This window comes from Serratia sp. PF-27 (genome assembly GCF_030053255.1).
GTDB classification, from domain to species: Bacteria; Pseudomonadota; Gammaproteobacteria; order Enterobacterales; family Enterobacteriaceae; genus Serratia; species Serratia bockelmannii.
The window spans coordinates 67,120-88,243 of sequence record NZ_JASGBT010000018.1 but is presented as its reverse complement, the minus strand read 5'-3'; the positions used below and the strand labels follow the sequence as shown (position 1 = coordinate 88,243).

The window sequence follows — 21,124 nt, the reverse complement described above, 5'->3', positions numbered from 1 at the left end:
AGGTCCAGCATGGCTGAATTCACCGATCGACTGCGCCCGCTGCTGCTCGGCGCACTGCTGTGCGGCGGCAGCACGATGGCGGCAACGCCGCTGGGCGTGATCGAAGGCACCACCGGCACCGTCAGCTTTCACGGCGGCCTGCTCAGCTCCCCCTGCAGCCTGACGCCGGACAGCCGGGATCAGTCCGTCGATCTGGGCGACGTCAGCGCACGCGACTTCCGCAACGCCGGCGATCGCAGCACGCCGGTACGTTTTCGCCTCTCGTTCCGCAACTGCCTGCTGGGCGCGCGCGCGCTGGCGGATAACCCGGCCGGCCCACGCAACGGCGACGCCGGCCGCCTCTACCTGCAGGGTGAGCAGGCCGCCACGCTGGTATTTATTGGCGAAAGCGACGTCGACAACCCGTCGTTGCTGAAGCTGAACGGCGGCGTACAGGGCATCGGCCTGCGGCTGCAAGACCAGCAGGGCCAGGTGCTGGAGCTGAATCAGCGCAGCCGCCCTTACATTCTGCAGCCCGGCAGCAACACCCTGTGGTTCAGCGCCAGCGTGGAATCCACCCAGCGGGCGGTGATGGCCGCCGGGTTCGCCGCCGTGGCGCACATTCAGGTGATTTACCTGTGAGGTTCGAGAACGCGATGAAAACTCAACTGACCAAATTCTGCCTGCCGCTGGCGATCGCGCTGGCGGCCCCCGCCGCCTGGGCCAACGGCTACGTCACGCCGGACGGCGGCCCCAAACAGTTCTATATCGATCTGAATGAAAGCAACATCACCAACCAGGTGGGGTTCACCAAACTGTTTCCCTATGATCTGGGCGGCACCTATACCGGCAAGGTGTATTGCGATACCCCTATTCCCACCAGCCCACACTTTTACAAGTCGGATTCGGCGTTGCCCCCCTCCGACTACGGCAACGGCTATTTAAAACTGAATGACTTTTTGGATTTAAAAGCCGAGGTGTGGATCGCCGGCAACAAGAACGCCTACGTCACCGTGCCTTTTTACAACGAATCGAATTTGCTGAGCCAACACCGTTGCCAGCCGCCGTACTTACAGGTCAACAACTACGGCAGCGGTTCCAAAGGCAAGATCACCTTCCGGGTGCGCAAAAAAATCATTAACGGCGTCGAGATTAACGATCGGCAGATCATCGAGATGTACGGCCGCCTCGGCTCGACCGACGGCGGTTTCGGCCCCAATCCGATGGCGCAGGTGTTTATCCAGTCCGCGATCCTCTATGTACCGGATAAATGCGTGGTGAACGAAGGCCAGCTGATCAACGTCGAGTTCGGCGAGATCGGCGGCAGCGATCTCAACGGTTCGAATTATCCGCAGAGCATTCCGGTGCGCTTCCAGTGCGAGGGCGGCAGCTTCGAGGACGGCACGCTGAACATCAAGCTGGCGGTGTCGGGCACGGCGGCTTCCTTCAGCAACGAGGTGTTCAAAACCGACAAGAACGATCTCGGCATCCGGCTGACGCACAACGGCCAGTTGGTTATCCCGAATGAGTTTTACCCGGTGCCGAACATCGGCAACGGCGGCTCCTGGAACCTGGTGGCGGCGCCGTTCGCCAACGGCGGCGCAGAGATCGGCGAAGGGGAATTCAACGCATCGGCCACCATCGTGGCGGCATTCCAGTAACCGAGGGAGGAACGGAAAATGCGTCTACGCGCTTTAGCGCTGCTGAGCTGCGCGCCCTGGTGGGTTGCCATACCGGCGGCGGCGAACACCGAGCTTATCGGCGCGCCGGTGCAGTTCCACGGCACAGTGGTGAGCCGCCCGTGCAATATCGAACCGCAGTCCGCCGATCAACTGGTGGAGATGGGCACGGTGATCGTCAAAACCCTGTACCGCTACGGCCACACCACGCCGGTGCCGTTCAGCATCAAGCTGACCGACTGCAAGACCACGGTGTTCAAATCCGTCAGCGTGACCTTCAGCGGCACCGAAGACGGAGAGCTGCCGGGCAAGCTGGCGATCAACAACGGCGCGAACGGCGCCGCCATCGCCCTGTTCGATCATCAGGGAGCGGACATCGACCTGAATAAGGCCACCAGTGCCGTCGCGCTGCAAAACGGCCCCAACAGCCTGAACTTCACCGCCTATGTGCAGGGGCAGCCGAGCGCGATCCAGAACCAAAGCATTACCGAAGGCGAATTCACGTCCGTCGCCAATTTTGTGCTGGCGTACCAATAAGCCCGCACCACCCCAGGGAAATCAGGAAAACGACCGGCGCGCGAACGCCGGCAATGGGCCGTCACCGTTCGCTCCGGCGCGGTGCCACGGCCCTTTTAAGGAGCCACCCATGCCAGATATTCGCTTCACGCTGTTCGACAGCGATAACTTCTACCAGCAGGGGCTGCGTCTGCTGCTGCAGGACTATCTGCACTCCCTGAACGAATGCCAGCGTCTGTACCCGCAGTTCTCGCCGCTGGCGCTGCAGGCGTTGGATAACATCGAAATCGTGTTTCGCACGCCGGAAGAGCGCTGGGGTTGCGCCTGCTGCTACCAGAGCGCCTACGGCATCCCGCGCCAGCGGCAGCTGACCCTGCTGATCCTCGACGACACGACCCAGCAACAGGTGAAAAACCTGCCGCCGCTGTTCAGCATCCATCGGCGCGATTCGGCCTATGCCATCCGTCTCAAGCTGCAGATGGCGCTGGAAAAGTTCATCCAGCATCCGTGGGTGGCGCTGCACGCCGCCGGCCTGTGGAAATGCCAGGCCTGCCGCATCGCCGCGCTCAGCCACTGCGAAAAAAAGGTGCTGGGTTTGATGAGCAGCGGCATGTCCGCCTGCAGCATCGCCGGCCTGCTGCAGCGCAGCCAGAAAACCATCAGCGCCCATAAGCGTTCGGCGATGCGCAAGCTTAACGTGCGTAAAAACAGCGAGTTGAATAAGGTGCTGCTGAATCAGCGGGGGCTAAGCTGAGCGACAACAGGCTCGCGAGTGATATCAGAGTGGTTTACTCTGAATATTCATTTTTGTACTGCAAAGCGAGCCGGAATACATGCCCAGAACAGCCCAAGTCGTTGACGTCCCCGCCCTCGGCGAGCTCGATCGCCAGGCGGGGCAGCTTAGCCACCAGCTGGCGCAGGCCCTGCGCCAGGCCATCCATCGGGGCGATCTGAAAGCGGGCGATCTGCTGCCTTCGACACGCCGGCTGTCGGCGGCGCTGAATCTGGCGCGCGGCACGGTAATGGAGGCCTTTGCTCAGCTGACGGCGGAAGGTTTTCTCGAACCGCAGCCCGGTTCCGGCACCCGGGTTGCCCACTATCAGGCGCCGCGCCGCACGCCGCACGCCAACGCGCAGGCGAGTTCGGCGGTAGCGGTTCCGCTTTCTTCACAGGCGCAGCATCTGGCGCGCTTCGCCGCCCAGGCGCGGGCGCTGCCGCCGGTGCCGTTCACCGTCTCGGTGCCGATCGGCGATACCGCGCCCGACGATGTCTGGCGGCGGCTCGGCAACCGCATCCGGGCGCGCGGCCCCGGCGCCCCGTCGGGCTACGGCGATCCTCTGGGCGCGTTGCCGCTGCGCGAAGCCATCTGCGACTATGTGCGCCGTTCCCGCTCGGTCAACTGCACGCCGCAACAAATCCTCATCACCGCCGGCACGCAACAAGGGCTCTATTTGGCCGCGCAGATCCTGCTGGACGCCGGCGACAGCGCCTGGGTCGAGGACCCCGCCTACGCCGGCATCACCGCCCTTTTTAACAGCCTGTTTCGCGATCGGCACATGATCAGGGTACCCGTCGCTAACGACGGCATCGACGTCGCCGCCGGCGTGCGCCTGGCCGCCGACGCCCGAGCCGCCTTTGTCACGCCGTCGCATCAATACCCGCTGGGCATGCCGATGAGCATGGCGAAAAGAAGCGCCCTGCTGGCCTGGGCCAAAGAGCGGCAGGCCTGGATCGTGGAAGACGATTACGACAGCGAGATGCGCTACGCCGGCCACCCGTTCCCCTCGCTACAAGGGTTGGCGCCCGAGCGGACGCTTTATCTCGGCACCTTCAGCAAGGTGCTGTTCCCTTCGCTGCGGCTGGGTTACGCCATCGTGCCGCCGCCGCTGGTCGACGCCTTTTGCGGCGCCCGGATCCTGATGGATCGTCACCCGCCCAGCGCGGATCAACACGTACTGGCCGCCTTTATCGCCGAAGGGTATCTCGACCGGCATATCCGCAAAATGCGCGGCGTCTACGCTGAGAAACGCCGGGTGCTGATCGAGGCGATCAACACGCATATCCCCGCCGATTTGGCGGTAGTGCAGCCCTGCGATCAGGGCATGCACATGGTGCTGTGGCTGAGGAAAGATCTCGATGACGTGCGGGTCGCCCAGTGCGCCAACGAAGCCGGGTTGGCGCTGCGGGCGGTGTCGCCGATGTATGCGCCCGGCCACGGTGAGCCGGGTCTGGTGCTGGGATTGGGCGGTTACCATGATCGCCAGGTACAGCAGGCGGTGAAACGGCTCGGCGAAGTGATCCTGGCCTGCGCCGGCAGCGGCGCCTAGCGGGAAAAACGCTTGGCGCCGAACACGCAAACCACCACGCCGGCCATCACGGCGATCATCATCGGCTGAACGGTTTCCTGCAGCAGCCAGGCCGCCAGCATCAGGCCGAAGAACGGCTGCAGCAGCTGCAGCTGCCCGACGGCGGCGATGCCGCCCTGCGCCAGGCCGCGATACCAGAAGATAAACCCAATCCACATGCTGAACACCGAGACGTACACCAGCGACAGCCAGGCGGCACCGCTGATGGCAGGCCAAGTGGCCGGCGCCGCCCACCACGCCGCCACCAGCGTCAACGGCAAGGCGACCACCAGCGCCCAGGAGATCACCTGCCAGCCACCGATCCGGCGCGACAGCACCGCCCCTTCGGCATAACCCAGACCGCACAGCAGCACCGCGCCGATCATCAGCGCATCCCCCTGCCAGGCACCGCCGCTTTCCTGGCTCAGCGCGAACGCCCCCACCAGCGCGGCCCCGATACCGGAAAAGGCCCAAAAAGCGGGCTTGGGCCGCTCTCCGCCGCGCAAGACGCCAAAACCGGCGGTCGCCAGCGGCAGCAGGCCGATATACACCAGCGAATGCGCCGAGGTGGTGTGCTGCAGCGCCAGCGCCGTCAGCAGCGGGAAGCCGATGACCACGCCGAGCGCCACAAACAGCAGCGGCGGCAAATCGGCCCGCGTCGGCCGCGCCTGGCGGGTGATCAGCAACGCGCACAGGGCCAGCAAGGCGGCGATCGCCGCCCTGACTGCCGTCAGAAACAGCGGATCGAGCTCCAGCACCGCCACCCGCGTGGCGGGCAGCGAGCCGCTGAAGATAATCATGCCGAGGAAGCCGTTCATCCAGCCCTGAGCGGAATGTCCGACAACGGGATGAGCGGGGGTAACAACGAGAGTTTTTTCAGACTGACTGTCCATGATGCGAACGCTCCGCACGCCTGAGGCATACCGAAATCGGCAACCCGCGAGGCGAGGTCATAGTGAAAGAGAACAGCATTCCCCGGCGTCGCTTGCCGGGGTTGCGTTCTATTTTTCAGATAAAGCGGCTCACGGACAGGTCCAGATAGCGAGATTTTCACTGTGCCGGTTGCCAAAGCGCATCGCTAACGCCGAAGAAGGGCGTTTTTCGGGCTGTCCTTGGCCGTTTGGCGCCGCCGCCTGCGGGGTATCATGGACTTTTATGCGTTTTTGCAGAACAGGACAAGGTGCGGTGCCGTGGTGAAACCCTTCTTACGCAGTGGCAGTTTGGATGATGTGCTCGCTTTAGGCGAGAACGGGCAACCGATCTACGCCTGCGCGCAGCAGCTGCGGGAAACCCTGCGTCTTCGCCGGCAGCCACAGGCCGCCGACTGTCTGGCGATCCCCCAGCCGAACGAAAGCGGCACCCGCATCGACTGGTATGCGCCCTTTCCAGGCAAGGTGACTTCCTGGCTGGCGGCAAGCGACGCCCAGCGCGCGCAGGCGGTGCGCCACCTGGAACACTGTCTGGCGACCTTCCGCAGCCTGACGGAACAGACCCGGGCGACCGATCATCCCAGCCACCGCCTGTTCGGCGCGCTGCTGGCCAAAGCGATGCATATTCCCGATCCCAACCACGTCTACCTGGTAGACGACCGACCGGTGCTGACCTTTTGGGGCTTTATCAAACCGCAGGCGCAGAGCCCGGACGATCCGTTAGCCTGCCTGCGCCCGCTCGAATCGGAAGTGGAAAAACCGGCGCCGATCGCCGCCGCACCACGCAAGCCAGCCGTTGTTGAACCGGCAAAACCAACACCGGCCGCCGAGCCTGAACCGGTGCTCGCTCCGGCGGCCCCCGTCGAATCCCCTGCCGTCGTGCGCCCGCGTCGGCGCCACGCGCTATGGCTGTTACCGGTACTGCTGTTAGGCAGTGCGGCGCTGGCCGCCTGGCTGCACCGCTCACCGCCGCCGCAACCGGCGATGCCGGCTGAGGTGCACCCTCCGGCACCACCGGAAAAAACCGCCGCGCCATTGCCTAAGCTGCGCTTGCCGCTGGCGCACGCCACGCTGATGCCGCCGCCCCCGGCGCCGACCATCCCGCAACCGCTGGACAAAAATGCGCTGGTGCTGCCACCCGAGGCAGTGAAGGCTGGCTCCACCCGTTTCCTTAACGGCAAATGGCGCGCCACGGTGGCGCTGAAAGATCCGATCACCGGCAAGCGCCCCAGCCTGCAATACCGCCTGAACGCGGGCAAAGGCAGCGCCATCATCGCCTACGGCGACGGCGTCACCTGCCGGGCGGCGGTCGAAGCCGGCCTGATGCAGTCCGGCAATCTGGTGATCAACAGCCGCACCAAGGCGCGCTGCAGCGACGGCAGTCGCTATCAGATCCCGGAAATCGTCTGCCGCCAAGGCGAGACCGGCGCGGCGGAGTGCACCGGCCGCTACGATGCGGACACCACCTATCCCATGACGTTCAAGCGCGAGAGTAAATGATGCTGGCCCCCCTTACTGACTACAAACACGGCGTTACGCTGATTCAGGACAGCGGCATTCAGTTTCTGGACTTTGCCCTGACGCCGCGGCTGGACGCCGAGTTTCCCGGCAAATTCGTACGCAAGACCGCCAGCGGCCCGCTGCTGCGCCTGCAATGGGAAGCCGAGAGCGGCAAATACCAGTTGCCGGCCGTGGGCGACCAGGCCGCCGAAGTGGTGCGGCCGGAGTTCAGCTACCCGCTGCAGCAGTCGCTGCGCCTGCTGGATAAGCTCTGGCTGCCGTTGCCGTTCCTGCGCTACACCACCTCGGGAATGTTTTTATCGGGCCCGGATAACTGGGCACGTCTGCAGGTGGTGCAGTTGGATGAGCCGGATCAGGACGGTAACCTGCTGCGCGTGGTGCTGGCCTTCGACACCCGCGCCGCCGCGCCCGGTCAGGAAGCATTGGCGCCGGGCGAAAGCGATCTCGGCACCGGGCTGAACTTCACGCTGGCGCACCGCAACCACGAGCTGGGCGAGTTCCTCGATCTGACCTGGGTGGACGGCTGGCTGCGCGAGGCGTTCAGCCAGCGCGCCGCCGAGCGGGAACAGCGCGCCGAGGCGGAGATCAACGCCGGGCTGAAAACCTTCGAGTATCAGGCGCACTACCTCAACCTGTTGCACATGCTCGGCCATCAGCTGACGGTGCCGCAGATAAAAATGGTGGCGGCGACGCTGCAACAACCGGCGATCGACGTCGATCTGGTGCTGGACGTCGGCAATTCTCACACCTGCGGCGTGCTGGTCGAGGACCATCCGGAAGAGAGCAACGGCCTGAAGCAAACCTATGAGCTGCAGCTGCGCTCGCTTTCCGAACCGCATCAGGTCTACAACGAACTGTTCGAGAGCCGGGTGGAGTTTTCTCGGGCCGCGTTCGGCAAGCCGCATCTGTCCTTCCAGAGCGGACGCGACGATGCCTTCCAATGGCCGTCCATCACCCGCGTCGGCCATGAAGCCGCGCAATTGGCGCAGCGACGCGAAGGGCATGAAGGCACCACCGGCATCTCCAGCCCACGGCGTTATCTGTGGGACGAGGAGCGCTATGCGCCCGGCTGGCGCTTCAACGAGCGGCACGAGCCGATGGCCGCCGCCGCGCCGTTGACCACCCTGATCAACGATGAGGGCGTGCCGCTGTCCGCCCTGCCGACGGCCGAACGGCTGCCGGTGTTCGCCGCCCATTACAGCCGCAGCGCGGTGATGAGCCTGATGTTGAGCGAGCTGTTGGCGCAGGCGCTGATGCAGATCAACAGCATCGCCCAACGCAGCCGCATGCCGAACGCTGCCGCGCCGCGCCGTTTACGCGCCATCATCCTGACGCTGCCTTCGGCGATGCCGAAGCCGGAGCGCGAGATCTTCCGTCGCCGCATGCAGGAAGCGATTGGGCTGGTATGGAAAGCCCTCGGTTGGCACCCGCAGGATGCGCCATTTGACGGCACGCACACCCGCTTCCCGGCACCGCAGGTGCAGATCGAGTGGGATGAAGCGACCTGCGGCCAAATGGTCTATCTGTACAACGAAACCCAGGTGAACTTCGCCGGCCGCACCGACGCCTTCTTCGCCGCCATGGCGCGGCCCGATCGGCCGCTGGCGCCGGGTGAACAGGCCGGGAAAACGCTGCGCATCGCCTCCATCGACATCGGCGGCGGCACCACCGATCTGGCGATCACGCACTACTCGCTCGACGACGGCGTGGGCAACAACATCAAAATCAACCCGCGCCTGCTGTTCCGCGAAGGTTTTAAGGTCGCCGGCGACGACATCCTGCTGGATATCATCCAGCAATTTGTTCTACCCGCCGTGCAACAGGCGTGCGAGGCCGCCGGCGTGAACGCCGCCGCGGCGCTGATGGACAAACTGTTCGGCAACGAAGGGCGCATGGACGGGCTTTCCACCCTGCGTCAGCAGGCCGCGCTGCAGATCTTCATGCCCGCCGGGCGCGCGCTGCTCGGCGCCTATGAAGAATACGATCCGCTGGACAGCCGAGCGGAAATCGCCGCCAACCTCGGCGATCTGCTGCCGCAGCCGCCAACGCCGCAGGTGCTGGCATTTATCAACGGCGAAGTGCAGCGCGAAGCCGACAGCGACGCCTTCGACATTCTGCACACCCCGCTGGTGATCCGCCTGGCCGATCTGCACGCCGCCTTCTTGTCCGATCGCATCGGCATCGGCCGCTGCCTGCGCCTGCTGGCCGAGGTGGTGGCGCTGTATACCTGCGATGTGCTGCTGCTGACCGGCCGCCCGGCGCGTTTCCCCGGCGTGCAGGCGCTGCTGCGCCATCTGCAGCCGCTGCCCGCCAGCCGCATTCTGCCGCTTGAGGGCTACCACACCCGCAGCTGGTACCCGTTCAACAAACGCGGCCGCATCGACAACCCGAAATCCACCGCCGCAGTGGGCGCCATGCTGTGCCTGCTGGCGATCGATCTGCGGCTGGAGAGCTTTTACTTCAACGTCGGCGATTTCCAGCCCTACTCCACCATTCGCTATCTGGGCATGCTGGACGGCAACAACATGTTGGCGGACGATAACGTCTATTACCGCGATATCGATCTGGATCGCGCCGATTTCGCGCTCGATCCCGCCGGCAGCTTCCAGCTGCGCGGCCCGCTGCGTCTGGGCTTCCGCCAGCTGGACAACGAACGCTGGCCAGCCTCGCCGCTCTATACGCTGACCATCAATGACGCCCAGTTGGCGCGCAAACTGGCCGGCGACGCGGTGATCGGCCTGCGTCTGGCCATCATCGCCAGCGCCGAGCAGGGCGCCGAAAGCGTCAAGATCGCCCAGGCGGTGCTGGCCGACGGCAGCCCCGTCCCGGCTCACCACCTGCAACTGAAACTCAATACCCTGGCTGCCAGCGCCTCCGGTGCGACCCACTACTGGATAGACAGCGGGAGCATTTACCCACGATGAAAACGCACACCTTTGCCCCAGCGGCTCCGAATAACGCGCTCAGCGCCGGCATTGTGCAGGCGATCGACTGGGTGGACGCCACACGCCGACAATCCGCCCGCCTGGAGCGGGAAGCCGATCGCCTGACGCTGCGTCTGCGCGGTTGCCATAACCGCGCCGTCCAGTTGGAAAACACCCGGCCTGCGCAGGTCGCCATCGGTTTGTATGGCCACAATGCCGCCGCCAAGACCCATCTGCTGGCGGCGCTGGCGCCTGGCGCCAAACGCTTCAACGCGGACCTGTCGCTCGCGGTGCGCTACTGCACGGCGGCCGAAACGGGGCCCGCCGATTATCCGATCGCCCTCGCGCTGCTCAACGAAGCGCAGTGGTTGGCCATCACGATCGACGCCGCCGCGATGCGCGGCTTTCGCCCGGACTGGGACGCCCGCGCCATCGCCGGCCATTTGCAAGCGTTGGCGCGCCACCGCCAAGCCGTCGCCCTCGATGGCCTCGATGGCCTCGACGGCAACGCCGTGCTGGCGCTGTGGGACAATCAACGCCGCCACGGCGGCAAAGAGCAACCCACGCTCGACAGGCACTTCTGGCCGCAGGCCGTGGCGCTGGCGCCGCAGCTGAGCATCGACGATCGCGCGCGCCTGTTTGCACCGCTGTGGGGAGAGGAGGCGACGTTGACGGCGCGTTATCGCCAGCTGGCGCACGCGTTGCAGGCGCTCGACGGCAGCCGACAGGTTCATGCCCCGCGCCACGCGTTGGCGCTGCTGACCGCAAGCGCCGCACCGGAAAACGCCACGATCGCCGTCATGACCGAAAACGGCGATGAACGGGAAATCGCACTGAGCGATCTGGCCTGGCTGACCGCAGAAGTGACCACCCTGCTGCCGCAAACGGCGCAGGCAGGCTTGCCCGCCGACGTGGCGCTGATCGACCTGCCCGGCAGCCGCAGCTGTCCGCAGGCGGAGCCGGCGCAGCGTCTGCAGCAGGCGAAGCGCGCCCATTTACTGGCCCGTTGCGCCGACGGCCTGCACGCCAGCCTGCTGCTGGTGACCGATGCCGCCGCCACGCCGCAGGACGCCGCGCGCATCGGCCAGGCGCTCGGCGATTGGGTCAACCACACCCAGGGGGAAACCCCGGCGCTGCGCCAACGCCGCAAGCCCGGTTTAATCTGGGCAATCACGCCGTTCGACTCGCGTCAGGAAGGCAAAGCGCGGCCCGACGACGCCGTCCAGCGTCAGGTCGGCGAGCCCGGCGACAGCTGGGCCACGCTGCTGGCGCTGGATGAACAGGACTGTCGCCGCATGGTGAACTACCTGGCCGCTCAGGCGCGTCCGGCCCACAAGCAAGCGCGCCTGCTCGAACAGCGTGAGGAATTGCAGCGCGAGCTGACGGAAAGCCTGCTCGGCAACTGGCTCACCGCCGCCGATCCGCACGCGACGCAGCAACGCGCGCAACAGCTGCTGCGCGCACTGCAGGCACAGGCCGGCCGCCACGGCGAACTGCTGGAGCGGTTGCTACCCCAGCGCGATACGCTGCGCCAGCTTTATCAGCAACAGCAGCACAGCGCACCACCCCCGACGATGGCGCCTTCACCGTTCGGGCTGGATATCGATCTGTTCGGCGAGCAAGACCCTGCGGCGCCCGGCGAGCAGCCCGCATCGCCTTTTGCCGCACGGATCTTCGCAGACTGGGTCAATCATCTGCGTGCGCTGCCGGACAGCCGCCGGTTGCTGGATCTGCTCGGCGTCGAGAAACCACACCTGGAATTGCTGGTCGATGCGCTGATCGGCGCCGCCTGCCGCCTGCAGCTCGACGACGAACTGGAGCGTGCACTGTGCGCCGGGGGCCTGCCGAAACAGGGTGAAGATCGGCAGATCAGTCAGGCGCTGGCGCTACTGGGCGACTTCGTCGCCTGGCTCGGCTTCCCGCGGCGCGATGTGGCAACGCGCCCCGAAAGCCGCGTCAATCCCGGCCAGCCGATCTTTACCCCGCCGCCGCAGCCGGCGGTGGATTGGAGCGGCCAGCAGCGGCTAACCCGGCTGGCGCCGACGCCGACCAAGAATACCGCGTTTTATATCTATGACTGGCTGATCGGCCTGCAAACCCTGCTGGCGGAGAATGCCGCGCAGGCGCAGCCCGCGCTGGCAGACGAGCAGCGCGCCGACCTGGCGGCGATCGTCGCCACCCTGCGCGCTGTGCCGTAGCGGGCGCAATCCGGGCCGGGCGCCGCCGGCGATCAGTGGCAGGCCGGCCCGGCCGACATCACTTCGCGAAAATGGGTGACCAGCGGGCGCAGGTTGGCCCTGTGCCACACTGCCCACAGCTGCGTGGTGTATTGCATCCAGGGCAGCTCGCGCAGCACCACGCCCTGCGGCGCGTTATGCCGCAGGCTGTGCTGGATCAGCGTCATCCCCAACCCGGCGGCGACCAGCCCCAGCGCGGTCAGCGGCTCGCCCGCTTCCAGCCGAATATCCGGATCAAACCCGGCCTTCACACAGGCCGCCACGAAGTCGTCGCGCGAATGGGCATCCTCTTTGTGGATCACCGAGATCCAGGCCTGATCGGTGAGATCCACCGGCTGCAGCGTCTCCCTTTCAGCCAGCGGATGCGTCTGCGGCAGGGCCAGCAGCATGCGATCGTCCAACACCTGCGTATAGTCCAAATCCTGATCGTCGCGATCCGGCGCCGTATTGACCAGCGCCACGTCCAGGCTACGCTGCCGCAGCCCTTCGAGCTGCATGGAAGAAGGCTGGCTGTAAAGCACGATGTGCACATCCGGCCGGGACACCCGCAGCGCCCGCAATGCGTTCGACAAAACGCCGGAGTGCATCGCATTTTCGATATAGCCGATGCACAGCCCGCCGTCTTCCCCCCGTCCCAGGCGGCGCCCGAGCGACTCAAGCCGGTTGGCGTGCGTCAATAGCGCGCGGGTTTCGGCCAGAAACGTCTGGCCGTCGGCCGTCAGGCGGATGCGCTGCTGATTGCGCTCAAACAGCATCAACCCGAGGCGCTCCTCAAGCTGGGAAATCTGCCTGCTCAGTGGGGACTGGGAAATGTGCAGCCGTTCGGCGGCGCGGCCGACGTGCTCCTCTTCCGCCACCGCGACAAAGTATTTCAACTGACGTAAATCGATCATGTGAGACCTCAAAGGACTTAACTTAGACGAATTATGTCCTATCAAGTCACAACTTGCCACGTTATCTTTAGCCTCGTGACGGGGCAGACAGGTATGAGCCCCATAAGTTTCCCTGAAAAGATAACGTATTGAGGATCGACTATGAGCATCAAAAATATTTTACCCGGCAAGATCGGTTTGGGCGGCGCGCCGCTTGGCAATATGTTCCGCAACATCCCGCAAGAGGACGTGCAAGCCACCGTCAGCGGCACCTGGGATCTGGGCATCCGCTACTTCGACACCGCGCCGCTCTACGGTTCCGGCCTGTCGGAAATCCGCATGGGTGAAGTGCTGTCGCAATACCCACGCGACGAGTATGTGCTGAGCACCAAAGTGGGCCGCATCATGCTGGACGAAGAAGAAGACACCTCCGCCCGCGATCTGGGTGAGAAAGGCGGTTTGTTCGAACACGGTTTGAAGAACAAGATCGTCAACGACTACTCCGCCGACGCCACGCTGCGTTCCATTGAAGACAGCCTGAAGCGCCTGAAAACCGACCGTCTGGACATCGTCTGGATCCACGATCCGGCCCAGGACTTTTACGGCGACAACTGGATTGAGCAGTTCAACATCGCTCGCACCGGCGCTTTCCGCGCGCTGACCCGTCTGCGTGAAGAAGGGGTGATCAAGGCCTGGGGCCTCGGCGTCAACCGCGTCGAGCCTTGCGAATTGGCGCTGGGTCTGAGCGAAACGCAGCCGGACGCCTTCCTGCTGGCCGGCCGTTACAGCCTGCTGGATCATGAACGCGCGCTGCAGCGTTTGATGCCGGAAGCCCTGGCGAGCAACGTCGACATTGTCGTCGGCGGCCCTTACAACTCCGGCGTGCTGGCCGGTGGCGAGCACTACGAATACCAGAAAGCATCCCCGGCGGTGTTGGCGAAAGTGGCGCAAATCAAAGCGATCGCCGCTCGCTTCCAGGTCGACGTCAAAGCCGCCGCGCTGCAGTTCGCGCTGGCTAACCCGGCGGTGGCCGCCGTGATCCCCGGTTCGAGCCGCCCTGGCCGCATGGCCGAAGATCTGGCTGCGCTGGACGCCGTTATCCCGGCTGAATTCTGGGCCGAAATGCGCCGTCAGAAACTGGTGGCCGACAACGCGCCGCTGCCGATTCGTTAAGTTTTATGGGGCCGCATGGCCCCATTACCCCCATTAACTCGATGAGATACATGATGAAACTGGATCTATCAGGCAAAGTCGCCGTCGTCAGCGGCTCCACCTCCGGCATCGGCCTCGGCATCGCGCGCGGGCTCGCCAAAACGGGCGCCACCGTCGTGATCGTCGGCCGTCAGAAAACCGGGGTCGATAACGCTATCGCCGACATCAGCGCCAACGTGCCCGGCGCGCAGGTGCGCGGCGTGGTCGCGGATCTCGGGACGGAACAAGGGGCTGCTACCCTGTTCGCCGCGGAACCGAAAGCCGATGTGCTGATCAATAACCTGGGCATTTTCAACGATAAAGACTTCTTTACCGTGCCCGACAGCGAGTGGATGCACTTCTATAACGTTAACGTCCTCTCGGGCGTGCGTCTGGCGCGCCACTATGCGCAGTGCATGACTGAACAGGGTTGGGGACGCATTATTTTCGTGTCGTCCGAATCCGGCGTCGCCATCCCGGCGGACATGATCAACTACGGCGTCACCAAAAGCGCCAACCTGGCGGTGTCTCACGGCCTGGCGAAACGCCTCGCCGGCACCGGTGTGACGGTCAACGCCATCCTGCCGGGGCCAACCTTTACCGAAGGCCTGCAAGAAATGCTGGCGGATGCGGCGGCCAAATCCGGGCGCAGCGCACGCGATCAGGCCGACGAGTTCGTTAAAACCGAACGCCCAAGCTCCATCATTCAGCGCGCGGCGGACGTCGATGAAGTGGCCAACCTGGCCGTTTACCTCGCCTCTCCGCTGTCTTCGGCCACCACCGGCGCGGCGCTGCGCGTTGACGGCGGCGTCGTAGATACGCTGGCAATGTAACCCTGTATCCGAACCCGATATTAAGAGAGAAAGAAAATGGCTACTACATCCGTCTCTATGGACATCCCGGCATCTGCCGACACCGTATGGCAACTGATCGGCGGCTTCGACGCCTTGCCTGACTGGCTGCCGTTCATCCCGAAAAGCGTCGTTTCTGAAGGCGGCCGCGTGCGTACCTTAACCACCGCCGACGGCGGCACCGTCATCGAGCGGCTGGAAGCGTTCGACAACCGTCAACGCAGCTACAGCTACTCCATCATGCAAGCGCCGTTCCCGGTGGTGAATTACCTGTCCACCCTGTCAGTGCACGCCACCGACGACGCCAACGTGGCGCGCGTGGAATGGTCGGGCAGCTTCACGCCGGTCAACATCAGCGACGACGAGGCCGTCGCCCTGTTCAGCGGCATCTACCAGGGCGGCCTGGATGCGCTGAGCGGCAACTTCCCTCGTTAACGCTTAAACACTTAAGCCCCACGGTCGATGGCTGCACCCATCGGCCGTTTTTTTTTGGGGTTTGGGCGCACGAACGGGAACGCCGCGAAGCAGGATAAATCCGTCATCGCCGCTTATGCTGTAAAGGAGATGTTCATTTTAGGAGATGACCGTGCGCCCCTTCAACTTGCAACGGCTGGATCATGTGGTGCTGCGCGTGCGCGATATGCAGAACAGCCTGCGTTTTTATACCAAGATCGTCGGCTGTGATATCGCCAAACAGCGACCGGATTTGGGGCTGGTGCACCTGCGCGCCGGTGCCTCCATGATTGACCTGGTGGACGTCAACGGCGTACTGGGGAAAAAAGGCGGCGAAACGCCCGATCCTCATCGGCAAAATGTCGATCACGTCTGCCTGCGCATCGATCCATTCAACGAAGACGCGTTGTTGACCTATCTGCGATCGCAGGGGATCGGCGTTGATCCCGCCGAATCGCGCTATGGGGCGGAAGGCGACGGGCCGTCCATTTATTTCAGCGATCCGGACGGTAATCGCGTGGAATTGAAAGGGCCGGCGGGATGAGATTAACGTGCCATAGATAATGGAGCCTTATCGGCCCCATCTGTTTGAACGCCACGGGTAGGTGTTCCACGCACCAACAATAAGCTGCTAGCTTATGGTTCTATCAATGTCATTGGCTATGAGAGGCGCTGCCCCATATGAGAAAACCGATCGCCTCGGTGATTTTTGTCCTGGTATTCGCTGTCTTGCCGAACATCATTCCCTCTCGGCTGCTGCTGACACCGGACATGGCGTTGGAAATGGTTCACAAGTCTAATGAATGGGGTCTCGGCGATCCGCAAGCGCTTTCGACAACCTGCCTGCTAATGCTTTATGCAGCTGTCGCGGGGTTGTGTCTGCGTTTTATGCCAAAAAAATCGGCCTAACCCGTCACTGCTGAACGTTAACGCCCCTGCGCTGCCAGCGCCTGGGCGCAGGCCCAGGCCGAGCTCCAGGCCCACTGGAAGTTGTAACCGCCCAACCACCCGGTCACGTCCACCACTTCGCCGATAAAGTAGAGCCCCGGCGCCTTGTGGGCTTCCATCGTCTTGGAAGAAAGTTCGTTGGTGTCGACGCCGCCGAGCGTCACTTCCGCCGTGCGGTAGCCTTCGGTGCCGTTCGGCTGCACGCGCCAGTTCTGCAACAGATCCACCAGCGCCGCCTGCTGCGGCGCATTCAGCTGCTTCAGCGTCGCCTCCGGCAATTGTCCCAGGGTCTGCAAGCACTCCACCAGCCGCTTCGGCAAGTGCAGCGCCAGGGTGTTTTTCAGGCTTTGGTTCGGGTGCTCCCGGCGTTGATCATCCAGGAAGCCCGCCAGATCCAGCTCAGGAAGTAAGTTAACGCTCACATACTCACCCGGTTGCCAGTAGCTGGACAGCTGCAGCACCGCCGGGCCGGACAGGCCGCGATGGGTAAACAGAATGCTTTCACGGAAGCTGACGCCGTTCTCGGCGGTGATCACCGCCGGCACCGAGACGCCGGACAGCGTCTGTACATGCTCCAACAGCGGTTTATGCAGGGTAAACGGCACCAGCCCGGCGCGCGTCGGCAGCACCTTAAGGCCGAACTGCTCAGCCAGTTTGTAACCGAACGGCGACGCGCCCAACCCCGGCATGGATAATCCGCCGCTGGCCACCACAAGTGAGCGAGCGCTCACTTTTTCACCATTCAGCGCCAGCGCGTAGCCATTCTCGGTTTTCTCTACGTCCAGCACTTCGCTGCGCAGGCGCATCGTCACCTGGCCCAGCTCGCACTCTTTGACCAGCAGATCCACCACCTGCTGCGCCGAATCGTCGCAGAACAGCTGCCCCAGCGTTTTTTCATGGTAGGCGATGCCGTAACGGTTGATCAGATCGATGAAGTCCCACTGGGTGTAGCGCGCCAGCGCCGACTTGCAGAAGTGCGGGTTGTTCGACAGATAGGCCGCCGGTTCGGCGTACATGTTGGTGAAGTTGCAGCGCCCACCGCCGGACATCAGGATCTTGCGGCCCGGTTTTTTGCCGTTGTCGAGCAGCAATACGCGGCAACCGAGTTGCCCCGCCTGCGCGGCGCAAAACATGCCGGCGGCGCCCGCCCCAATCACTACGACATCAAACTGTTCCACCTGAGCCTCACTTATCAAAACCACAATCGCGACAAAAGAGCGCCATATTACGCCGTTTCGCCGCCGGTCACCGCCAAATTCACGGCGGCAGATTGTAAAGCCCCGGCGCCGCCAACGCCATAGTAAGAAAATATTACAGAGGTCAGAGGAGATTAACGCGTTGATATTCCATATTTTTGTTATAGGCGCGTCATCGTTTCGTCATGTCCAAATCAAAAAAACGTCATATTTTCCTTTTCCCCGGCACCGGTTGTCACTGATAATGCGCGGCGTTCATGTCCACAAACTGGCGTAACGCTTATGCTGCATTTGTTCGCTGGCCTGGATTTCCATACCGGCCTGATGTTAATTCTCGCATTGTTGTTCGTGTTGTTTTATGAAGCCATCAACGGTTTTCATGATACGGCCAATGCGGTCGCTACAGTTATTTATACCCGCGCCATGCGCTCGCAACTTGCGGTCGTGATGGCAGGTTTGTTCAACTTTCTTGGCGTAATGCTCGGCGGTTTGAGTGTTGCTTACGCCATCGTCCACTTGTTGCCTACCGATCTGTTGTTGAACGTCAGTTCAGCACACGGATTAGCCATGGTCTTCTCCATGCTGCTGGCGGCAATCATCTGGAACCTCGGCACCTGGTATTTCGGTCTGCCGGCCTCCAGTTCCCATACGCTGATAGGCGCAATCATCGGTGTCGGTTTAACCAACGCCCTGATGACCCACACCTCGGTCGTGGATGCGCTTAACGTCCCGAAAATGATTGGCATTTTCCTTTCTCTGCTGTTCTCGCCGCTGGTCGGCATGATGGTAGCGGGAGTGATGGTGTTCGCCTTGCGCCGCTATTGGAGTGGCACCAAGAAACGCCAGCGTATCCACATGACCCCTGCGGAACGTGAAAAGGTCGACGGCAAACGCAAGCCGCCGTTCTGGACCCGTATCGCGCTGATCCTGTCGGCGATTGGCGTCAGCTTCTCGCACGGCGCCAACGACGGCCAGAAAGGTATCGGCCTTATCATGCTGGTGCTGATCGGCGTTGCGCCGGCTGGCTTCGTGGTCAATATGAATGCAACCGGTTATGACATCACCCGTACGCGTGATGCCGTGACCCACCTGCAGCAATATTACCAGCAGCACGGCGACGCGCTGTCGCATGCGGTGTCGCTGACGCCGCTGGTGCCAAGCCCGGATGACGAAGCCGCGCCTGGCAAGCCTGCCGAGTTCCACTGCGACAGTTCGCGCGCCATGCCGGCGATCGAGCTGGCTCAGGGCATGCTGACCAACCTGCAAAGCTACGATCAGCTGACGGTTGACCAGCGCAGCCACCTGCGCCGCCTGCTGATGTGCGTGACCGACACGGCGGATAAAGTCGCCAAGCTGCCGGAAACCTCATCCGCCGACCAGCGTTTCCTGAAGAACCTGCGTCAGGATCTGCTGCAGACCGTCGAGTACGCGCCGATGTGGATCATCGTCGCCGTCGCGCTGGCGCTGTCGCTCGGTACCATGGTGGGTTGGAAACGCGTGGCCACCACCATCGGCGAGAAGATCGGCAAGAAAGGCATGACCTACGCCCAGGGCGTATCGGCCCAGATGACCGCGGCGCTGTCTATCGGCGTGGCGAGTTATACCGGCATGCCGGTCTCCACCACCCACGTCCTCTCTTCGGCGGTTGCCGGGACGATGATCGTGGACGGCGGCGGCGTGCAGAGCAAAACCGTGAAGAACATCCTGTTGGCCTGGGTACTGACCCTACCAATCTCGATCCTGCTTTCCGGTGCGCTGTATTGGGTTGCGTTGAAGCTGATCTAAGCGATAAGCATCATGAGGAAGGCGGCCCCAGGGCCGCCTTTTTTTTGCCTGCATCAAGGGAAACAGGAAGGAATTAATACCAGATCATCAGCGCTATCAGGCTGATGACCACCAGGCCGCACAGGGCCGAGGTCAGCATAAACTGCCCGCGCACCCGCTCGCAGCGGCGGATAAACTCCGGATCGTGATGCTCGACATAGCGCTGCGCGAAGATATAGCGCACCAGCCTCAGCTGCTTGCTGGGTTGCCCGTGGGCGGTGAAAAAACCGCCGCCGTCGACGTACTGGTACAGCAACGGGTCACAGCCGCGCAATACCACCAGCAGCGCGCGCAGAGAAGAGTAATACCGCACCATGTTTACCACACACACCACACATAAGGCCCAAAACAGCGCGACGGTACTGATCATGATTACCCCCTCAAGGCGTTGTTATCCGCGGCCTTCCGCCGGGTCCAACCGCCCTACCTCATTACCCGATACTCTGCTGGAGCTTACCGCTCTCATCCCCTTTTTTGCCTGCACGGGCCATGCCCATAACCCACCGCCTCCGGAGACGTTACCGCACCGCACAGAGAGATTTGCACGGCGTGGTTCCACTCAGAGGGGAAATGATGAGGCCCATATCCATCATTGTAGGTTAATGAAACGCAAACTGGCCTGAGCAGTGGATAAAATTTACCGCCCTGTGCCGAAAAGTCACCTGCCGGGACGTTATAAGCGATAACCGCCCGTTTTCGATTAGGCGGTTTTTATGGATAGTCTATCCCGCGCTACGCCGCTGATCTTTCCCCCCACGCTGGCTAGACTCAGGTTTCCGTTACGTTCATCCAAGGAAACTGTTATGGCAAACCATTCAATCAAGGGAAAAACCGTCCTCATCGCCGGCGGCGCCAAGAACCTCGGCGGGCTGATCGCGCGCGATTTGGCTGAGCAAGGCGCCAAAGCGGTGGTGATCCACTACAACAGCGCCGCCTCCAAAGCCGAAGCGGAGAAAACCGTCGCCGCCATTCAGGCCGCCGGTGCGCAAGGCGTCGCGCTGCAGGCCGATCTGACCACCGCGGGCGCGGTCGAGAAGCTGTTCGCCGATGCGGTCGCCGCCGTCGGCAAGCCGGATATCGCCATCAATACCGTCGGCAAGGTGCTGAAAAAGCCGATGGTCGACATCAGCGAAGCCGAGTACGACGAGATGACCGCGGTCAACGCCAAAACCGCGTTCTTCTTCCTGAAAGAGGCGGGCAAGCACCTTAACGACAACGGTAAAATCTGCACGCTGGTCACCTCGCTGCTCGGCGCCTTCACGCCGTTTTACGCCGCTTACGCCGGCACCAAAGCGCCGGTGGAGCACTTCACCCGCGCCGCCGCCAAGGAGTTCGGCGAGCGTGGCATCTCCGTGACGGCGGTCGGCCCCGGCCCGATGGACACCCCGTTCTTCTACCCGGCTGAGGGTGCGGACGCCGTGGCCTACCACAAGACGGCGGCGGCGCTGTCGCCGTTCAGCAAAACCGGCCTGACCGATATCGAAGACGTGGTGCCGTTCATCCGCCATCTGGTCAGCGACGGCTGGTGGGTAACCGGCCAAACCATCCTGATCAACGGCGGCTACACCACCAAATAAGTTCGACGGGGGGCGGAGATGCCCCCGCACCTGCTCGCGCGCAACCGCGTCATACGGCTACACTCTCTGTCAGAAACGGCGC

The 21,124-nt window shown here is 63.1% G+C and carries 19 protein-coding genes; 15 read left to right on the top strand and 4 right to left on the bottom strand.

The annotated features are described in order from the left end of the window. The first annotated feature begins 9 nt into the window (after positions 1 to 9). The 5 genes from QMZ29_RS10870 to pdxR all read left to right on the top strand — a co-directional run bounded on the left by QMZ29_RS10870 (position 10) and on the right by pdxR (position 4,501). The gene (locus QMZ29_RS10870; RefSeq protein ID WP_261427279.1) at positions 10 to 621 is read left to right on the top strand and encodes a fimbrial protein; all 612 of its coding nucleotides are present in this window, start codon (positions 10 to 12) and stop codon (positions 619 to 621) included. Between the two features lie 14 nt (positions 622 to 635). Beyond that, entirely contained in the window at positions 636 to 1,640 is a 1,005-nt protein-coding gene (locus tag QMZ29_RS10865) for a fimbrial protein (RefSeq protein WP_049205605.1), read from the top strand. 18 nt (positions 1,641 to 1,658) lie between these two features. Continuing rightward, positions 1,659 to 2,195 carry a fimbrial protein gene (locus tag QMZ29_RS10860; RefSeq protein WP_025304591.1) on the top strand — a complete coding sequence of 179 codons (537 nt, stop codon included), beginning with the start codon at positions 1,659 to 1,661 and terminating at the stop codon, positions 2,193 to 2,195. Positions 2,196 to 2,304: 109 nt separating this feature from the next. Beyond that, positions 2,305 to 2,928: a helix-turn-helix transcriptional regulator gene (locus tag QMZ29_RS10855; protein WP_043139025.1), complete on the top strand. Its 624-nt coding sequence runs from the start codon at positions 2,305 to 2,307 to the stop codon at positions 2,926 to 2,928. A 79-nt stretch (positions 2,929 to 3,007) separates the two neighbouring features. Further along, entirely contained in the window at positions 3,008 to 4,501 is a 1,494-nt protein-coding gene (gene pdxR / locus QMZ29_RS10850; RefSeq protein ID WP_147823707.1) for a MocR-like pyridoxine biosynthesis transcription factor PdxR, read from the top strand. Here the strand turns inward: pdxR and QMZ29_RS10845 are convergent. Then, on the bottom strand, positions 4,498 to 5,412 hold the full coding sequence (locus tag QMZ29_RS10845) for a DMT family transporter (protein WP_261127988.1): 915 nt from the start codon (positions 5,410 to 5,412) through the stop codon (positions 4,498 to 4,500). The genes pdxR and QMZ29_RS10845 overlap by 4 nt on opposite strands. A 297-nt stretch (positions 5,413 to 5,709) precedes the next feature. Here QMZ29_RS10845 and QMZ29_RS10840 point away from each other — a divergent pair, with 297 nt between their 5' ends. The 3 genes from QMZ29_RS10840 to QMZ29_RS10830 are packed head-to-tail and all read left to right on the top strand — an operon-like array spanning position 5,710 to position 12,091. Next, positions 5,710 to 6,948, top strand: coding sequence for an SrfA family protein (locus tag QMZ29_RS10840; RefSeq protein ID WP_049294964.1), 1,239 nt, complete (start codon positions 5,710 to 5,712; stop codon positions 6,946 to 6,948). Beyond that, positions 6,948 to 9,893, top strand: a complete 2,946-nt coding sequence (locus tag QMZ29_RS10835; RefSeq protein WP_197829885.1) for a virulence factor SrfB — start codon at positions 6,948 to 6,950, stop codon at positions 9,891 to 9,893. Before QMZ29_RS10840 ends, QMZ29_RS10835 begins: the two co-directional genes overlap by 1 nt. Then, the gene (locus QMZ29_RS10830; protein ID WP_197829874.1) at positions 9,890 to 12,091 is read left to right on the top strand and encodes a virulence factor SrfC family protein; all 2,202 of its coding nucleotides are present in this window, start codon (positions 9,890 to 9,892) and stop codon (positions 12,089 to 12,091) included. Before QMZ29_RS10835 ends, QMZ29_RS10830 begins: the two co-directional genes overlap by 4 nt. A 32-nt stretch (positions 12,092 to 12,123) precedes the next feature. Here QMZ29_RS10830 and QMZ29_RS10825 read toward each other — a convergent pair whose 3' ends face one another. Beyond that, the gene (locus QMZ29_RS10825) at positions 12,124 to 13,023 is read right to left on the bottom strand and encodes a LysR substrate-binding domain-containing protein (RefSeq protein WP_197829875.1); all 900 of its coding nucleotides are present in this window, start codon (positions 13,021 to 13,023) and stop codon (positions 12,124 to 12,126) included. A 141-nt stretch (positions 13,024 to 13,164) separates the two neighbouring features. Here QMZ29_RS10825 and QMZ29_RS10820 point away from each other — a divergent pair, with 141 nt between their 5' ends. The 5 genes from QMZ29_RS10820 (at position 13,165) to QMZ29_RS10800 (ending at position 16,406) form a co-directional block, all read left to right on the top strand. Further along, entirely contained in the window at positions 13,165 to 14,175 is a 1,011-nt protein-coding gene (locus tag QMZ29_RS10820) for an aldo/keto reductase (RefSeq protein WP_261427282.1), read from the top strand. Positions 14,176 to 14,228: 53 nt separating this feature from the next. Continuing rightward, positions 14,229 to 15,026, top strand: coding sequence for an SDR family NAD(P)-dependent oxidoreductase (locus QMZ29_RS10815; RefSeq protein WP_049209141.1), 798 nt, complete (start codon positions 14,229 to 14,231; stop codon positions 15,024 to 15,026). A 36-nt stretch (positions 15,027 to 15,062) separates the two neighbouring features. Further along, positions 15,063 to 15,479 (top strand): SRPBCC family protein, encoded by a 417-nt coding sequence (locus QMZ29_RS10810; RefSeq protein ID WP_142591573.1) that lies wholly within the window; start codon positions 15,063 to 15,065, stop codon positions 15,477 to 15,479. A gap of 145 nt (positions 15,480 to 15,624) precedes the next feature. Further along, positions 15,625 to 16,041, top strand: coding sequence for a VOC family protein (locus tag QMZ29_RS10805; RefSeq protein ID WP_261427286.1), 417 nt, complete (start codon positions 15,625 to 15,627; stop codon positions 16,039 to 16,041). A 137-nt stretch (positions 16,042 to 16,178) separates the two neighbouring features. Further along, on the top strand, positions 16,179 to 16,406 hold the full coding sequence (locus tag QMZ29_RS10800; protein WP_025304603.1) for a hypothetical protein: 228 nt from the start codon (positions 16,179 to 16,181) through the stop codon (positions 16,404 to 16,406). Positions 16,407 to 16,423: 17 nt separating this feature from the next. Here the strand turns inward: QMZ29_RS10800 and QMZ29_RS10795 are convergent, their stop codons facing one another. Continuing rightward, positions 16,424 to 17,623, bottom strand: a complete 1,200-nt coding sequence (locus tag QMZ29_RS10795; protein WP_060435186.1) for a BaiN/RdsA family NAD(P)/FAD-dependent oxidoreductase — start codon at positions 17,621 to 17,623, stop codon at positions 16,424 to 16,426. A gap of 300 nt (positions 17,624 to 17,923) precedes the next feature. Between QMZ29_RS10795 and pitA the strand changes: the two genes are divergently transcribed. Beyond that, on the top strand, positions 17,924 to 19,426 hold the full coding sequence (pitA, locus tag QMZ29_RS10790; RefSeq protein ID WP_025304605.1) for an inorganic phosphate transporter PitA: 1,503 nt from the start codon (positions 17,924 to 17,926) through the stop codon (positions 19,424 to 19,426). A 73-nt stretch (positions 19,427 to 19,499) separates the two neighbouring features. Here the strand turns inward: pitA and uspB are convergent, their stop codons facing one another. Continuing rightward, entirely contained in the window at positions 19,500 to 19,835 is a 336-nt protein-coding gene (gene uspB / locus QMZ29_RS10785; RefSeq protein WP_016930435.1) for a universal stress protein UspB, read from the bottom strand. A 433-nt stretch (positions 19,836 to 20,268) separates the two neighbouring features. Between uspB and QMZ29_RS10780 the strand changes: the two genes are divergently transcribed. After that, a complete protein-coding gene (locus QMZ29_RS10780; protein ID WP_025304606.1) occupies positions 20,269 to 21,042 on the top strand; it encodes an SDR family oxidoreductase in 774 nt (257 codons plus the stop codon). The last annotated feature ends 82 nt before the right edge of the window (positions 21,043 to 21,124 follow it).

Excerpts from the sequence above, each read along its gene's own strand:
- QMZ29_RS10870 (WP_261427279.1), top strand. The coding sequence starts at position 10 with ATGGCTGAATTCACCGATCGACTGCGCCCGCTGCTGCTCGGCGCACTG.
- QMZ29_RS10865 (WP_049205605.1), top strand. The coding sequence starts at position 636 with ATGAAAACTCAACTGACCAAATTCTGCCTGCCGCTGGCGATCGCGCTG.
- QMZ29_RS10860 (WP_025304591.1), top strand. The coding sequence starts at position 1,659 with ATGCGTCTACGCGCTTTAGCGCTGCTGAGCTGCGCGCCCTGGTGGGTT.
- QMZ29_RS10855 (WP_043139025.1), top strand. The coding sequence starts at position 2,305 with ATGCCAGATATTCGCTTCACGCTGTTCGACAGCGATAACTTCTACCAG.
- pdxR (WP_147823707.1), top strand. The coding sequence starts at position 3,008 with ATGCCCAGAACAGCCCAAGTCGTTGACGTCCCCGCCCTCGGCGAGCTC.
- QMZ29_RS10845 (WP_261127988.1), bottom strand. The coding sequence starts at position 5,412 with ATGGACAGTCAGTCTGAAAAAACTCTCGTTGTTACCCCCGCTCATCCC.
- QMZ29_RS10835 (WP_197829885.1), top strand. The coding sequence starts at position 6,948 with ATGCTGGCCCCCCTTACTGACTACAAACACGGCGTTACGCTGATTCAG.
- QMZ29_RS10830 (WP_197829874.1), top strand. The coding sequence starts at position 9,890 with ATGAAAACGCACACCTTTGCCCCAGCGGCTCCGAATAACGCGCTCAGC.
- QMZ29_RS10825 (WP_197829875.1), bottom strand. The coding sequence starts at position 13,023 with ATGATCGATTTACGTCAGTTGAAATACTTTGTCGCGGTGGCGGAAGAG.
- QMZ29_RS10820 (WP_261427282.1), top strand. The coding sequence starts at position 13,165 with ATGAGCATCAAAAATATTTTACCCGGCAAGATCGGTTTGGGCGGCGCG.
- QMZ29_RS10815 (WP_049209141.1), top strand. The coding sequence starts at position 14,229 with ATGAAACTGGATCTATCAGGCAAAGTCGCCGTCGTCAGCGGCTCCACC.
- QMZ29_RS10810 (WP_142591573.1), top strand. The coding sequence starts at position 15,063 with ATGGCTACTACATCCGTCTCTATGGACATCCCGGCATCTGCCGACACC.
- QMZ29_RS10805 (WP_261427286.1), top strand. The coding sequence starts at position 15,625 with ATGACCGTGCGCCCCTTCAACTTGCAACGGCTGGATCATGTGGTGCTG.
- QMZ29_RS10800 (WP_025304603.1), top strand. The coding sequence starts at position 16,179 with ATGAGAAAACCGATCGCCTCGGTGATTTTTGTCCTGGTATTCGCTGTC.
- pitA (WP_025304605.1), top strand. The coding sequence starts at position 17,924 with ATGCTGCATTTGTTCGCTGGCCTGGATTTCCATACCGGCCTGATGTTA.
- uspB (WP_016930435.1), bottom strand. The coding sequence starts at position 19,835 with ATGATCAGTACCGTCGCGCTGTTTTGGGCCTTATGTGTGGTGTGTGTG.
- QMZ29_RS10780 (WP_025304606.1), top strand. The coding sequence starts at position 20,269 with ATGGCAAACCATTCAATCAAGGGAAAAACCGTCCTCATCGCCGGCGGC.